General features: G+C 74.1%; 6 protein-coding genes. All 6 read left to right on the top strand.

Annotation, left to right across the window (positions count from 1 at the left end):
- Nucleotides 1-2: 2 nt before the first annotated feature.
- From asnB to ACWEF2_RS00480, 6 genes are read left to right on the top strand one after another with little or no spacing between them, the layout of a single operon-like run.
- Complete coding sequence (asnB, locus tag ACWEF2_RS00505) at nucleotides 3-1898, top strand: asparagine synthase (glutamine-hydrolyzing) (protein WP_453810853.1); 1896 nt, start codon at nucleotides 3-5, stop codon at nucleotides 1896-1898.
- Complete coding sequence (locus ACWEF2_RS00500) at nucleotides 1895-9709, top strand: amino acid adenylation domain-containing protein (protein WP_453810852.1); 7815 nt, start codon at nucleotides 1895-1897, stop codon at nucleotides 9707-9709. Before asnB ends, ACWEF2_RS00500 begins: the two co-directional genes overlap by 4 nt.
- On the top strand, nucleotides 9709-12288 hold the full coding sequence (locus ACWEF2_RS00495) for an AMP-binding protein (RefSeq protein WP_453810851.1): 2580 nt from the start codon (nucleotides 9709-9711) through the stop codon (nucleotides 12286-12288). Before ACWEF2_RS00500 ends, ACWEF2_RS00495 begins: the two co-directional genes overlap by 1 nt.
- A complete protein-coding gene (locus tag ACWEF2_RS00490; protein WP_453810850.1) occupies nucleotides 12285-13331 on the top strand; it encodes a TauD/TfdA family dioxygenase in 1047 nt (348 codons plus the stop codon). The genes ACWEF2_RS00495 and ACWEF2_RS00490 overlap by 4 nt, the downstream gene beginning before the upstream one ends.
- A complete protein-coding gene (locus tag ACWEF2_RS00485) occupies nucleotides 13328-14761 on the top strand; it encodes a condensation domain-containing protein (protein ID WP_453810849.1) in 1434 nt (477 codons plus the stop codon). The genes ACWEF2_RS00490 and ACWEF2_RS00485 overlap by 4 nt, the downstream gene beginning before the upstream one ends.
- Nucleotides 14758-15327, top strand: a complete 570-nt coding sequence (locus ACWEF2_RS00480) for an MbtH family protein (RefSeq protein ID WP_453810848.1) — start codon at nucleotides 14758-14760, stop codon at nucleotides 15325-15327. The genes ACWEF2_RS00485 and ACWEF2_RS00480 overlap by 4 nt, the downstream gene beginning before the upstream one ends.
- Nucleotides 15328-15354 lie beyond the last annotated feature (27 nt).

The following is a 15354-nucleotide window of genomic DNA, read 5'->3' as shown; positions in this document are numbered from 1 at the left end:
TCGTGTGCGGCATCGTTGCGATCCACTCGCCGCACGGCGGCCTCGCCGAGGCGGACGCCGAGAAGGGCATGACGGCCCTTCTGGCCCGAGGCCCGGACGGAACCGGTGTCTGGTGTTCGCCGACCGGGCGCGCCGTGCTGGGACACACCAGGCTCGCGGTGATCGACCCGCGCACCGGCGGCCAGCCGATCGCCGACGAGGAGGGGCGCCGCCACCTGGTCGCCAACGGCGAGTTCTACGGCTTCCGGGAGATCCGGCGGGAACTCGCCGACGCCGGGCACCGGTTCCGGACACAGAGCGACAGCGAGATCGCGTTGCACCTCTACCGCGGGCAAGGCCCCCGGGCCCTGGAGCGGCTCCGCGGCGAGTTCGCCTTCGTCATCTGGGACGAGCGGTCGGGGGAGCTGTTCGCCGCCCGTGACCGCTTCGGCGTCAAGCCCCTGTACTACACCCGGCACGAGGGCCGGCTCCTGCTGGCCTCGGAGATCAAGGCGCTGCTGGCCTGCGGGGTGCCCGCGCGCTGGGACACGGCGGCGTTCGCCGCGCACCTCCAGGTCGCGCTGCCCACCGACCGCACGCTCTTCGCCGGCATCTTCCAGCTGCCCCCCGGCAGCTACCTCGTCGCGGGACCGGACGGCGTCACCGTGCACCGATACTGGGACCTCGACTACCCGCCGGCGGCCGAACTGGAGAGCGGGGACGGGCGCTGGGACGACCACGTGGACGAGATCCGCGCCGCCGTCGAGGACGCGGTGCGGGTCCGGATGATCGCCGACGCGCCGGTCGCCTACCACCTCAGCGGCGGCCTGGACTCGACCAGCGTGGTCGCCACCGCCGCCCGGTACGGCACGGTCACCGCCTTCACCGTCCGGTTCGACGACCCCGCCTTCGACGAGAGCGGGGTGGCCGGTCGCACCGCCCGCCACCTGGGCATCCACCACCACAAGATCGACTCCCGCCGCGCGGACTTCGGCCGGCACATACGGAAAACCGTCCGGGCGGGGGAGACCGTCCAGGAGAACGCGCACGGCATCGCCCGCTACCTGCACAGCCGGGCGATCCGGGGACACGGCTTCAAGGTCGTGCTGGGCGGGGAGGGCGGCGACGAGCTGTTCGCCGGATACCCGCAGTTCCAGAAGGACCTGGCGCTCGGCCTGTCCCCGGAGCTGCTCGCCGAGACCCGGCGCGGCTACCGCAGGCTCGCCGAGGCCGGAGCACCCGCCCACCTGCGAACCCTGCTGGACGAGCTGGGTTTCGTGCCGAGCTGGGTGCTCGACCGGTATCTGTCGGTGACATCACCGGTCGTGCCCCTCCTCCGGCCGGAGTTCGCCGAGGAACTGGCGGCCACCGACGCCTGTACCCCGCTGCTCGGCGCGGCCGGCGACCGGCTCACCGGCCGGGCACCGCTCCACCAGTCCACCTACCTCTTCGCCAAGAGCTGGCTGCCCAACTACATCCTGGCCGCCGAGCGCCTCGACGCCGCCCAGGCCGTCGAGGCGAGGCTGCCGTTCCTCGATCACCACCTGTTCGCCGTGGCCCGACGTACCCCGCTGCGTCGCTATACCCATGACGGCGCGACGAAGTACCCCCTGCGTGCCGCGATGGCCGACCGGCTGCCGCCCGAGGTGAGCGCCGGGCGCAAACGCGGGTTCTTCGCGCCGCCGGTGGTGAGCGACAACCGGATGCTCGCCGTGGTGCGGGAGCTGGCCGGCGGATCGGCCATGCGGGACAACCCGTTCTTCCGGCCGGAGGCGATCACCCGGTTGGTCCAGCGGCTCGCCGTACGGCCGTCGCACCAGCGGGCGGCGGGGGAGCGCCTGGTACAGCTCGTCGGCACGGTCGCCGTGCTGGCCGAGGAGTTCGGGCTGGCGGGAAGCCGGCGGGAAGGGGAGACGTGACCGGGACGCAGCACGGGTCCGACGAGCTCGCCCGCAGGGTCGCGGCGTTGCCCGCGGATCGCCGGGCGTTGTTCGAGGAGACACTCCGCCGCCGAGCCGGCTCCCGCGGCGGGGTGCGCCGCCTCGATCCCGGCGAGCCGGCCCCGCTGTCGTACGGGCAGCAGCGGATGTGGGTCCTGCACGGACTGGCGCCGTCGGCCTGCAACTACGCGACCGCCGTCCGGCTGCGCGGTCCGCTCAACGTCACCGCCCTGCGTGCCGCGCTGCGCCAAGTGGTCCAACGACACGAGGTGCTGCGCACCGGCTTCCGGTGGGACGGCGACGACATCACGACCACCGTGCACCCGCGGGCCGATCCGCCGTTCCGGCTTGTGGACCTGAGCGCGTCGGCCAGGCCGGAGGAGACCGCCAAGGCTCTGCTGCGGCAGGAGTCCCGCAGGCCGTTCGACCTGTCGGCCCCCCCGGTGCTGCGGGTTACCGTCTTCCGGCTCGCACCGCGCGACCACCTGGTGTTGCTCGTCCTCCACCACATCGCCACCGACGGCTGGTCCAACGGCATCCTGATCGAGGAGCTCTCCGCCCTCTACCGCGACCTCCTCCACGGCGGGCCCACCACCCTGCCCGTCCTCGGTGTCCAGTACCGCGACTACGCGGCCTGGCAACGCCGGCGGCTGCGGGGAGAGGAACTGGACGCCCTGACGGCGTTCTGGAACGACCAGGTCCACGACCTGCCCCACCTCGACCTCCCCGCCGACCTGCCGCGGCGGGCCGAACCCCGCGGCGAGGGCGCGAACCACGGCTTCGTCCTGTCCCCCTCGGTCACCCGGCGGCTGTCCGAGCTGCGCCGGCGCGAGGGCGGCTCGTTGTTCATGCTGGTGCTGGCCGCCCTCGTGGCGGTGCTGCGAACCGTGACCGGTCAGCGCGACCTCGTCGTCGGCACCCTCGTCGCGGGCCGGAACCGCCCGGAGCTGGAGAGGCTGATCGGTTATTTCGTCAACGTGGTGATGCTCCGGTTCGCGGTGGACGACCGGTCCGGCTTCCGGGAACTCTGGCGCCACGTGCGAGAGCGCGTGCTCGCCGCGCAGGCCCACCAGGAACTGCCGTACGAGCGGCTGATCCAGCTGCTGCGGACGAACGGCCGCACCGACGCCGAACCACCGATCCGCCTGGTGTGCGTGGCGCACCAGGCTCCGCCGGGGCTCGACCTGACAGGGCTCACCGCCGAGGTCGAGGACGTGGACCTCGGCGGCACGCAGTTCGACCTGACGGTCGAGGTACGGCAGGAACCGCACGGCCTGCAGGTCGCGTTCCAGTACGACCTCGACCTCTTCACCCCCGCCACGGTGCGGCTCCTCGCCGATCACCTGCGCGCCGCGCTGGAACGCGTCGCCGACGCCCCCGGCCTGCCCTGCGCCCGGCTCCTCCCCGTGACGCCCGCGCCACACCGTGAGACGGCGGTCGAAGACGGCGCCCGCCTGCACGGGTTGTTCGAGGAGCGCGCCGCGCGCGCACCGGACGCGGTGGCGGTCCTCGCGGCCGGCCGGCAGATCACCTGTCGGCGGCTCAACGCGCACGCCAACCAACTCGCCCGCCGGCTGCGCGCGATGGGGGTGCGCCCGGAGGACCGGGTGGCCCTGCTCCTGCCCCGCTCCCCGGACTCGGTGACCGCGATGCTCGGCGTGCTCAAAGCCGGCGCCGCCTACGTGCCACTCGACCCCGGCCACCCCGCCGTGCGGCTGTCGGAGATCCTCGACGACGCCGCCCCGGCCTGCCTCGTCACCATGACGGCGCTGCGAGGCCGCTGCCCCGGATACCGGGGACCTGTGCTGTGCCTGGACGGCCAGGCCGGCGATCTGGGCGCCGAGGCCACCACCGACCTTCGCCTGCCGATCCGCGCCGACGGCCTCGCGTACCTGCTGCACACCTCGGGCTCCACCGGAAGGCCCAAGGGCGTGCTCGGTCTCCACCGGGGGGCGGTCAACCGGGTGCGCTGGCTGGAGCGAACCCACCCGTTCCAGCCCGGCGAGGTCTGCGCGGCACGCACCGCCCTCGGCTTCGTCGACTCGGTGTGGGAGACGTTCGGCCCGCTGGCCGCCGGCGTGCCGCTGCTCGTGCTCTCTCCCGACGAGGCCGCCGACCCGGCCCGGTTGGTCGGCCTGCTCGCGAGGCACCGGGTCACAAGACTGGTCGGCGTACCCTCACTGGCCGGCATGCTGCTGGACGAGATACCGGACCTCGGCGACCGGCTGCCGGCGCTGCGGTTCTGGATCCTCAGCGGTGAGACCCTCACCGCCGGCCTGGCCCGGCGCCTCCACGACCGGCTGCCCGGCCGGACCCTGCTGAACCTCTACGGCTCCTCCGAGGCCTCCGCCGACGCGACCGCCGCCGAGGTTCCCGCCGGCTCACCGGGCTCCCGGGTGCCGATCGGACGATCGATCGGCGGCGTGACCGCGCAGGTGCGAGACCCCGTGCTCCGTGCGCTGCCCCCACTCGCGCGCGGCGAGCTGTACGTGGGCGGGGAGTGCCTGGCACGCGGATACCACCGGCGTCCGGCCGACACCGCCGCGGTGTTCCTGCCCGCCCCGGACGGGCCGCCCGGGGCCCGGACGTTCCGAACGGGAGACGCCGCACGCCGGCGTTCCGACGGTCAGCTCGACCACCTCGGCCGCCTTGACGGGCAGGTCCAGGTCCGCGGCCACCGCGTGGAGCCGGAAGAGGTGGAACGGGCGCTGCTGAGCCATCCCGGCGTCCGCGCGGCCGCGGTCACGGCACGTCCCGACGCCACCGGGTCGACGGCGCTCGCCGCATACGTGGTGGCGGACGGCCCGCTCGACCCCGTCGCGCTACGCGACCTCCTGCGCCGGCGGCTCCCGGACCACATGGTGCCCGGCCTGTTCACCGAGGTCCCCGCCCTGCCGTTGACCCCGAGTGGCAAAATCGACCGGCCGGCACTGCCGGACCCCGCCACCCCGGCCGCCGCCGTCGAAGCCCGGCGGGCCGCCCCGCCCCGCACCCGCCTGGAGGCCGCGGTGGCGGAGGTGTTCGCCGAGCTGCTCCCGGGGCGGCCGCGGCCCGGCCCCCACGACGACTTCTTCGTCCTCGGCGGGCATTCCGTACTGGCGGCCCGGGTGGCGGCGCGACTACGGGAGAGGTGCGGCGTCGACATCGGGCTGCGCGACCTGTTCGCCGCCCCCACCGTGGCCGCCCTGGCCGCCCGGATCGAGGGACGGGAACGAGACCTGGGCCGTCTCCCGCGCCCGCTCCGGATCGTGCCCGCACCCGAGGCGCTCACCGAGCCGTTCCCCCTGACCGATGTGCAACAGGCCTACTACGTCGGGCGGGACGACAGCCTCGACCTCGGCGAGGTCTCCACCCACGCCTATCTGGAGCTGTCCGTCGCCGACCTGGACGTCGGCCGGTTCCAGGCCGCCCTGCGCGGGGTGATCGCCCGCCACCCGATGTTGCGTGCGGTGGTGCGCTCCGACGGCCGTCAGCAGGTGCTCGCGACCGTTCCGCCGTACCAGGTCGCCGTCCAGGACCTGCGCCACGTGTCGGAGGCGGCCGAGCGGCGGCGCCTGACTGCGGTGCGGGAGGAGATGTCGCATCAGGTGCTGCCGGCCGACAGGTGGCCGCTGTTCGAGGTCCGTGTGGCGTTGCTCCGCGACGGAGGCGCGCGCGTCCAGGTCAGCGTCGACGCTCTGATCTGCGACGCCTACAGCTTCGGGCTTGTCATGGCCGAACTGGGGGCCCGCTACCGGGAGCCCGGCCGTGAGCCGCCACCGCTGGAGGTGAGCTTCCGCGACTACGTGCTCGCCGAGCGGGGGCGCCGGAAGTCCGCCGAATACGCCGCCGCGCTGGACTACTGGCGGAAACGGGTGGCCGAACTTCCCGCCGGCCCGGACCTGCCGCTGGCGAGGGCCCCGGAGACCCTGGGTAAACCCCGGTTCGAGCGGCGGTCCGGCCGGGTCGGCGCACCGGAGTGGGCGGCGCTGAAGACCCGCGCCGCGTCGGCCGGCCTCACCCCCTCCGGGCTGCTGCTGGCGGCCTTCGCCGAGACGCTGACGACCTGGAGCCGGCGCCCGCGTTACTCGTTGATGCTCACGGTGTTCCACCGGGAGCCGGCGCACCCCCGGGTCGGGGAGATCGTCGGCGACTTCACCTCGCTGACCCTGCTTGAGGTCGACCACACCGGCCCCGGCGGCTTCGTCGACCGCGCCCGCGCCCTGCAGCAACGGTTGTGGGCCGACCTCGACAGGTCGGCGGTCAGCGGCGTCACCGTGATGCGGGAGTGGACGGCACGACACGGCGGACGCCCCCGGCTGGTCACACCCGTGGTGTTCACATCCGACCTGCCGCTCGCCGGCGGCGACGAACCCGCCGGGGCCGGGGCGTGGACGCTCGGCGAGCCCGCCTACGGCATCACCCAGACGCCGCAGGTCCACCTGGACCACCAGGTCGGCGAGGAGCGGGGCGAGCTGGTGTTCAACTGGGACGCGGTCGACGAGCTGTTCGCCCCCGGTGTCCTGGACGGCATGTTCGACGCCTACCGGCGTCTGCTGTCACAACTCGCCACGGAGGCCGGCGCCTGGCGGCGGCCCCCCCGGACCCCGCTGCCGGCACCCCAGCGGGACCGGCGCGCCGCGGTCAACGCCACCGCGGCCCCGCCACCGGACCGCTGCCTCCACGACGCCGTGTTCGCGGCGGCCGACCGTCTCCCGGAACAGGTCGCCGTCGTCGACGGCGAACTCCGCATGACCTACCGCGAACTGGCCGCGCGGTCCCACCGGATCGCACGCACGCTCCGCGGACTCGGCGCCGGGCCCGGCGAGCTCGTCGCCGTCGCCGGGCGCAAGGGGTGGCAGCAGGTGGTGGCCGCGCTCGGCGTCCTGGAGTCCGGAGCGGCGTTCGTTCCGGTTGACCCGGACCTGCCCGCGGCCCGGCTCACCCACCTCATCCGGCGCGCCGAGGCGCGCATCGTGCTCACCCACCTGGCCGTCGGTGAGCTGCCGCTCCCGGACGGCGTGCGATCGCTGGCCGTCGACGACGAGAACGCCGTCGACGCCGCCGACGAGCCACTGGGGTCCGTCCAGGGGCTCGACGACCTCGCCTACGTCATCTTCACCTCCGGCTCCACGGGGGAGCCGAAGGGCGTGATGATCGACCACCGCGGCGCGGCGAACACGGTCGACTGCGTCAACCGCCACTTCGGCATCGGCCCGCGCGACCGGGTGCTCGCGGTGTCCTCACTCAGCTTCGACCTGGCCGTCTACGACCTGTTCGGCGTGCTCGCGGCCGGTGGGACCGTCGTGCTGCCGAGCCACTTCCGCCACCGTGAGCCCGCGCACTGGGCGGAGCTCGTCGCGCGCGAGCGGATCACCGTGTGGAACTCGGTTCCCGCGCTGGCCGAGGTCCTCGCGGGGTACGCCGAGGCGCTGGCGCCCCGGGCACTCCGCACCCTGCGCGTGGTCCTTCTCAGCGGCGACTGGATCCCGGTCGCGTTGCCGGACCGGATCCGGCGGCTCGCCGCCGACGCCTGCGTGACCAGCCTCGGCGGCGCCACCGAGGGCTCGATCTGGTCGGTCTGGTACCGGGTCGGCGAGGTCGGCCCGGACTGGCGCAGCATCCCCTACGGCGTGCCCATGGACAACCAGACCATGCACGTCCTGGACCACGCCCTGGCCCCGCGGCCGGACTGGGTCGCGGGCGAGCTGTACATCGGCGGCGCCGGCGTCGCCCTCGGCTACTGGCGTGACCCCGCACGGACCGCACAGAGCTTCCTGACCCATCCCCGGACAGGGGAGCGCCTCTACCGCACCGGAGACGTCGCCCGCTACCTGCCCGACGGCACGCTGGAGTTCCTCGGCAGGGAGGACAACCAGGTCAAGATCAGCGGGTTCCGGGTGGAGATCGGTGAGATCGAGGCGACCCTGGAACGGCTCCCCGCCGTACGCTCCGCCGCCGTCGTGGCCGACGGCGACCCACGCGGCGAGAAGCGGCTGGTGGGCTACGTGGCGGCCGAACCCGGGGAGCGGCTCGACCCGGCCGCGCTGCGACGGCGGCTCACCGAGCTGCTGCCGGGCTACCTCGTGCCCTCGACGCTGCACCTCGTCGACAGGCTTCCACTGACCGGCAACGGAAAGGTCGACCGGGAGGAACTCCGCCGCCACGCCGGGCGGCACCGGACGCGGGCGGAACCGCGTGTCCGGGACACCGGCCGGCTGCGCTCGCTGGTGACCGAGATGGCGGCGCTGTGGCGCGAGGTGCTGGACGTCGAGGAGGTCGGACCGGACGACGGTTTCTTCGCGCTGGGCGGCACCTCACTGCAGGCCATCCGGCTGCTCACCCTCGTCCAGCAGTCCAAGGGCGTCCGGATCCCGCTGGCCCGGCTGCTCAACGCGCCGACCGCCGTCGCACTGGCCGAAGCCGTCGCGGAGGCCGAGGACACCCCGCACGCCGACCCGGACGGGCTACCGGTCCTGCGCCCGGACCCGGACCGGCGTCACGAGCCCTTCCCGCTCACCGACATCCAGCAGGCCTACTGGCTCGGCAGGTGGACCGCCACCGGACTGGGCGGGGTGGCCACCCACAGCTACCTCGAACTCGACGTCGACGACCTGGACCCGGCGCGGCTGGAACTCGCGGTACGCCGGCTCGTCGATCGGCACGAGGCGTTGCGCACGATCGTCCGCGCGGACGGCTACCAGCAGGTGCTCCCCGAGGTGCCGCCCTACCGGGTGGCCCACGAGGACCTGCGCGGGACGCGTCCGGAGCAGGCGCTCGACCGGCTCGCCGCGGTCCGCGACGAGATGTCCCACGAGGTGCGCGACGCCGGGCGGTGGCCGCTGTTCGAACTGCGCACCCACCGGATCGACGAGGCGCGCACCCGCCTCCACCTGAGCCTGGATCTGCTGATCGCCGACGCCCACAGCACGCGTGTCCTCACCGGCGAGCTGCTGACCCTCTACCACGACCCCGCCGCGGACCTGCCCGAGCTGACCTGCTCGTTCCGCGACTACCTGCTCGCGATGGTGGAGTTCCGCGGCGGCCCCGCGCACCGGAGGGCCCACCGGTACTGGGAGCGCCGGCTGCCGGAGCTGCCGCCCGCCCCGGCGCTGCCCCTCACCGCGCGCCCGGAGGAACTGGTCCAGCCCCGGTTCGAGCGGCTGGTGACCGAGCTGGAACCAGCCGACTGGTCGGCACTGCGGACCTGGGCGGCCACCACCGGCCTCACCCCGTCGGCCGTCGTCTGCGCCGCCTTCGCCCACGTGCTCGGCGCCTGGAGCAGCTCGCCGCGGTTCACCCTCAACCTCACGACGTTCAACCGCCTCCCGCTGCATCCGCAGGTTCACGCCCTCGTCGGCGACTTCACCGCCACGACGTTGCTGGCCGTGGACTCGGCGGCGCCGTCCGTCCCGGAACTGGCCCGCCGGATACAGGCGCAGATCTGGCGGGACCTGGAACACAGGACCGTCAGCGGCGTCGAGGTGCTGCGGGCGCTGCGCCGCGATCCGGACCGGCGCGGTGACGCGCTGATGCCGGTCGTCTTCACCAGCACCCTGCTGCCCGACGGCGTGTCGCCGCCCGCACCACCCGCCCACTGGCGCGCCCGGCCGGTCTTCGCGATCAGCCAGACCCCTCAGGTGCTGCTGGACCACCAGGTCGGCGAGGCGGCCAACCGGCTGGTGTGCACGTGGGACCACGTACCGGCGGCGTTCCCCCCGGGCCTGGTCCAGGCCATGTTCGGTGCCTTCGGGCACACGCTCGCCGCCCTCGTGGCGGAGGCCAGACAGACGGAAGGTGGTCAGCCTTGATGACGGCCAGGCCCACGGCGTCGCTGCTCCCTGCGGACCAGCAGGAGCTGCTGCGCGAGATCAACGACCGGCGGGCACCGATCCCGGCCGGCACGCTCGACGAGCTGGTGGCGGCCGCCGGTGCGGGGCCGGAGGCACCGGCTGTCATCGCCCCCCGCCGCACCCTCGGCCACGCCGAGCTGATCGCCCGCGCGGACGCGGTCGCGGCCCGGCTGCACGCGCTGGACGTCGCCCCCGGCGACCGCGTGGCGTGCTCGATCGAACCCGGCTGGGAGCAGGTCGTCGCGGTGCTCGGCGTGCTGCGGGCCGGCGGCGTCCACCTCCCGGTCGCGCCCGCGCTCGGTCAAGTCGCCCGCCGGCAGCGGGTCGCCCACTCCGGGGCGAGCGCCGTTCTCACCCAGTCCTGGCTCGCCGAACGGATGACCTGGCCGGACACGGTCACCACCGTCGCCGTGGACGAGCTCGAACCGGGCCCGGCGCGAAAGGCCGTCCACCGCCCGCCCGAGGCGGCGGCATGCCTCCTTCCGGGAAGGGACGACCGGCGGCCCGCGGTCCCGGTGAGCCACCGGGCGATCGCGACGATGGCCACCGAGCTGAACCGGCGGTTCCACGTGGGGCCCGAGGACCGCATGCTCGCGCTGTCGCCACCGGAGTCGGGGCTTGGCCTGTACGAGGTCTTCGGCGCCCTTCTCGCCCGCGCGACCCTCGTGTTCGGCCAGGATCTCGACGCCCGCAGCCCCTCGGCGTGGGCGGAGTCGCTCCGGCGCGAGCAGATCAGTGTCTGGCATTCCCCGCCCACCCTGCTCGGCATGCTCGTCGACCACCTGGAGACCCTCGACGAGCGACTCCCCCACCGGCTCCGGCTGGTCCTGGTCGGCGGAGAGCGCCTCCCCCCGGACCTGGTCCGCCGCCTCCGGAGGCGGGCCGACCCCCATCTCGTGGTGGCCTCCCTCGGCGCCGCCACGGTCCCCGGACTGTGGGCGACCTGCGCCGAGCTCGACGACCCGCGCGACGAGTGGCGTTCGGTGCCGATCGGGAGGCCGCTGCCGAACCAGCGGATCTTCGTGCTGTCGGAGTCGATGACCCAGTGCCCCGTCTGGGTGACCGGACGGCTGTACTTCGGCGGCGTGGTCGCCGAACCCTGCTCCGGCCCGGAGGCGGATGAGCGGACAGGGCACCCCGAGACCGGGGAACCGCTGCTGCGCACCGGACAGTTCGGCCGGTTGCTCCCCGACGGCGTTGTCGAGGTCGTCGGCGACGAGACGGCCCAGGTGACGGTCCACGGCCGCGCGTTGAACATGCACGACACCGAGGTGGCCCTGGCCGGACACGAGGCGGTGCGGGACGCGGTCGTGGTGCCCACCGCCGCCGGCGGTTCGGAGTCGCTGGCCTACGTCCGGCTCGCGCCGGGAGAACGGATCGACGGCTCCCATCTGCTGGACCACCTCCGCCGCAAGGTGTCGCCCTATCTGCTGCCCGGGCGCGTCGATGTCGTGACCGAGTTCCCCCTCACCCCGGACGGCAGGGTGGACCGGCGCGCGCTGGCGGAGGCCCCCCGGCAGGGCGCCGGGGACGACGTGGTGGCCGAGGCGCCCACCACCACCGCCGGCGGCGGCGAGCTCATCGAGCAGGTGACGCGGATCGCACGCCGGGTACTGGGCGTCGGCGACATCGAGCCGAACATGAGCCTGCTTGACGTCGGCGCCACCTCCATCGAGCTCGTCCGGCTGGCCACGGCCGTCGAGGAGGAACTGGGCGTCACCGTGGACGTCGAGGAACTGCTGCGCTTCCCGTCGATCGGGGTGCTGGTCGGCAAGCATCTCGGCGAGTCGGAGCCCGCGTCGGCCGCTCCGGCCGCGGCACCGGCGGACCGGCCGCGGGAGCCCGCGCCGGCCCCGGTGAGCCCCCGGCCGCTCGGCGGCCTCCTGGAGCGGCAGGCGTTCAAGGACGCCGCGCACGGGATCCGGCACGAGTTCGACGAGACGGAGGGCATCGCCCTGGCGGGAGCCGGAGCCGACCGCCTCGTCGCCCGTCGCACGCACCGCAGCTTCGGGACGCGCCCGGTGGACTTCGCCGCGGTCGCCGAACTCCTCGGCGCGGTGCGGCAGATCCGGCACGGCGGGGAGCCCAAACGCCGATACCCCTCGGCCGGCGGCGCGTACCCTCTCCAGGTCTACCTGGTCGCCGAGCCGGGCCGGGTCCGGGAACTGCCGGCCGGCAGCTACTACCACCACCCGGAGCGCAACCTCCTGGTACCCGTCGCGCCAGGCGCTCTGGTCGACGTCACCGCCCACGCCGAGATCAACCGGCGGAGCTTCCGGGAGTCGGCCTTCTCGCTCTACCTGGTCGCGCGGATGGACGCGATCACCCCGCTCTACGGCGACCTCGCCGCGGACTTCGCGATGTTCGAGGCGGGCGCGGTGACACAGCTGCTGATGGAGATCGCCGCCGAACAGGGGCTGGGGCTGTGCCCGGTCGGGACGATGGAGACCGCCCCGCTCCGCGATGTCCTGCGGCTCGGCGCCGGCGACCGCCTCCTGCACGCGCTGCTCGGCGGTCACCCCGGGGAGGAGCGGTGAACCCGCGCCGGGGACCGGTCCCCCATCAGCGACACGCCGTCGCGCCGGTCACCGCGGACCGGGTCCGTCCCGACGGTACGCCCCCCGGGCTGCGGCTCCCCCTCCTGCTGCGGCCCGCTCATGACGGCGTCGACCTCGCAGAGTGGGCGGACGCGTATCAAGACCGCGTACGCGGCTGGCTGTCTCGGTACGGGGCACTGCTCTTCCGCGGCTTCGGCGTGACGCGGGAGGACCTCGGCGCCGTCGTGCGCGCGCTCGCGGGCGAACCCCAGGCCTACATGGAGCGCTCGTCACCCCGCACCGAGGTGGGCGATCGCATCTACACCGCCACCGATCACCCGGCCGACCAGCCCATCGCGCTGCACAACGAGAACTCCTACCAGCGCGACTGCGTGGCCACCCTGGTGTTCTGCTGCCTGACCGCGCCCGGGCGCGGCGGCGCGACCACGGTGGCGGACACGCGGCGGATCCTGGCACGTCTCGATCCCGGGGTGGTGCGCGCCTTCGCCCGGCACGGAGTGCGCTACGTACGCAACTACGGCGACGGCGTGGGCCTGCCCTGGCCCGAGGTGTTCCAGACCGGCAGCCGGGACGGCGTGGCCGCCTACTGCCGGGAACGGGGGATCGACCTGGAGTGGAAGCCCGGCGGAGGGCTGCGGACCAGCCAGGTGCGGCCCGCGCTCGCCGAGCACCCGGTGACCGGGGAGCGGGTCTGGTTCAACCACGCCGTCTTCTTCCACGTCACGAGCCTGCCACCGGAGGTGCGGGACGCCCTGCTCCGCCAGTTCGCCGAGGAGGACCTGCCGAACAACACCTACTACGGCGACGGCCGGCCGATCGAGCCGGCCGTACTGAGGCACCTTCGCGACGCCTACCGGGCCGAGCAGGCCGCCGTCCCCTGGCAGGAGGGCGACGTACTGCTCGTGGACAACCTTCTGGCGGCGCACGGCCGGGAGCCGTTCTCCGGGCCGCGCCGGGTGCTGGTCGGCATGGCCGGATCGGTGTGCTGGGACGACGTGCGGGCCGGGGAGGAGCCGTCATGACGGGAACCCCCCAGCGGCGCGGCCCGCGCAGGGCCTCGTTCCTCCAGCGCGGCCAGTGGCCGTGGTTGCGGGACGCCCCGCCCTCGGCCGCCTTCGCCGCCCGCGGCCTCCTCGGCAGCGGGACGGTCGACGACGACCGGCTGGCGCGGGCGGTCACCGACGTGGCCGACGCCGTTCCCCTGCTGCGCACCACCTTCGTGGAGGACGACGCCGGGCTGTGGCTTCGGGCGGACGGCGACGGCGCGGCACTGATCCGGACCGACCTGCGCGGCGATGACGAGCCACACGCCCGCTGCGTCGCGCTGCTGCGGGCCGACCGGGGCCGCCACACGGACCCCGAGCGCGGCCCGCTGGTCCGCTTCCACCTGGTGCGGCTGACCGGCCACGACGTGGTGCTGGGCGTCGTCGCCCACCGGTTGCTGCTCGACGCCCGCTCCCTCTACATGGTGCTGGGCGCGGTGTGGCAGGCCTACTTCGGCCGGTTCCGGGCCGCCCGGTACCGCGACTTCGCCGAGGTGGTGGACTTCCACCCGCTCGACAGGGAGAACGTGGTCGCGGCGCGGCGCCGCTGGTGGTCTCGCCGGCTGCCTCCGCTGCGCGACCACCCGGCCGCCGAGGCGCCGGCTCGGGAGAGCCGGACCTCACGACTGCGGATCTCCGGGGCTCGCTGGCACGCCCTCACCGAACTCGGCGGTCCCGTGGGAGGCAACGGATCGCTCGCCCTGGCGGCGCTGACCGCCTGGTGGCTTCACGCCCACGGCGCGCGGGGCGACAGGCCGCACCTCAGCACCGAGCTCGACCTGCGCGACCACCTTGAGCTGGGGCCGGTGATCGGCCCGCTGACGGATCGTCTCGTATTCGGCGTGGACCTGGCCGGCCTGCGCGATCCCTCGTTCCGCGACGTGATGCTGCGCACCCAGACCGGCTTTCTCGACGCGGTCGTGCACTACCTCCCCTATCACGATGTGGTCGACCTCGCCGTCGAGCTCGGCGTGGCGGTGCCGCCCCGGGTCGCCGCGCGATGGGACACGGCCGTCCATTTCTGCCGCAACGCGCCGAGCAGCTCGCTCACCCGAGGTGAACGCTCACTGGCCGAACTCGGGGTCTCCATCGAGCTGTTCCGGGAGGCCGACCTGCTCGGCGCCGGCAACGCCGCGCGTGCCGACGGATGGGACGGCACCAACCTCGACCTGAGCGTCGGCGAGCTGGGCGAGGACAAGGTGATCGTGTTCGACCACAGCGGGCTCCAGCCCGATCGGCCCGCGACCTCCGGCCTGCTCCCCGGGCTCGACGCCGCCGTCGAACGGGCCGTCACCGACCCGGCGGCCCCGCTGACCACGGAGGTCATCAGGACCGGGGCCGGCGGGGACGGGGAGATCACAGGCGGAGAAATCACAGACAGGGAAATCGTTCGGAGGAATGACCGGTGACTGAGACGACCCACGCGCCCGAGCCCACCTACCACGTGGTGATCAACGACGAGGAGCAGTACTCGATCTGGACGACCGAACAGGAGATCCCCGCCGGCTGGAGAGCCGTTGGCCAGAGCGGCGACAAGGAGAAGTGCCTCTCCTACATCGAGGAGGTGTGGACGGACATGCGGCCGCGCAGCCTGCGCGAGCACATGGCCGCCACCTCCGGCGCCGAGCCGGAAGAGGTGCCCGAGGACCCGACCCCGCCCCTGGTCGATCGCCTCTGCGCCGCCGAGCACCCGGTGGAGGCGAGCCTGCGGCCGGAACGCACCGTTGAGGCGCTGGGCGCGGCCATCGGCGAGGGCTACGTGTTCGTCCGGTTCACCGAGACCCGCGGCGGAACCGAACTGGGTGTCCAGCTGGACCCGGACGCGACCGACCTGACGGACGCGGACTTCGCCGCCGGCAACGGCGAGGTGCGCCTCGCCGGCACCCTCACGCTCGACTTCGAGCCGGTGCGCTGCGTCGTCCGCCTCGACCTGGAGACCCTGACCGGCAGAGGCAGGCTGGAACGGCCGGCCTAGAGCACCGCCGCGGGCGGAGGAGAGGAG

The organism is Streptosporangium sp. NPDC004631 (assembly GCF_053601935.1).
This window is presented reverse-complemented; position numbering and strand designations above follow the sequence as displayed.

Excerpts from the sequence above, each read along its gene's own strand:
- ACWEF2_RS00485 (WP_453810849.1), top strand. The coding sequence starts at position 13,328 with ATGACGGGAACCCCCCAGCGGCGCGGCCCGCGCAGGGCCTCGTTCCTC.
- ACWEF2_RS00495 (WP_453810851.1), top strand. The coding sequence starts at position 9,709 with ATGACGGCCAGGCCCACGGCGTCGCTGCTCCCTGCGGACCAGCAGGAG.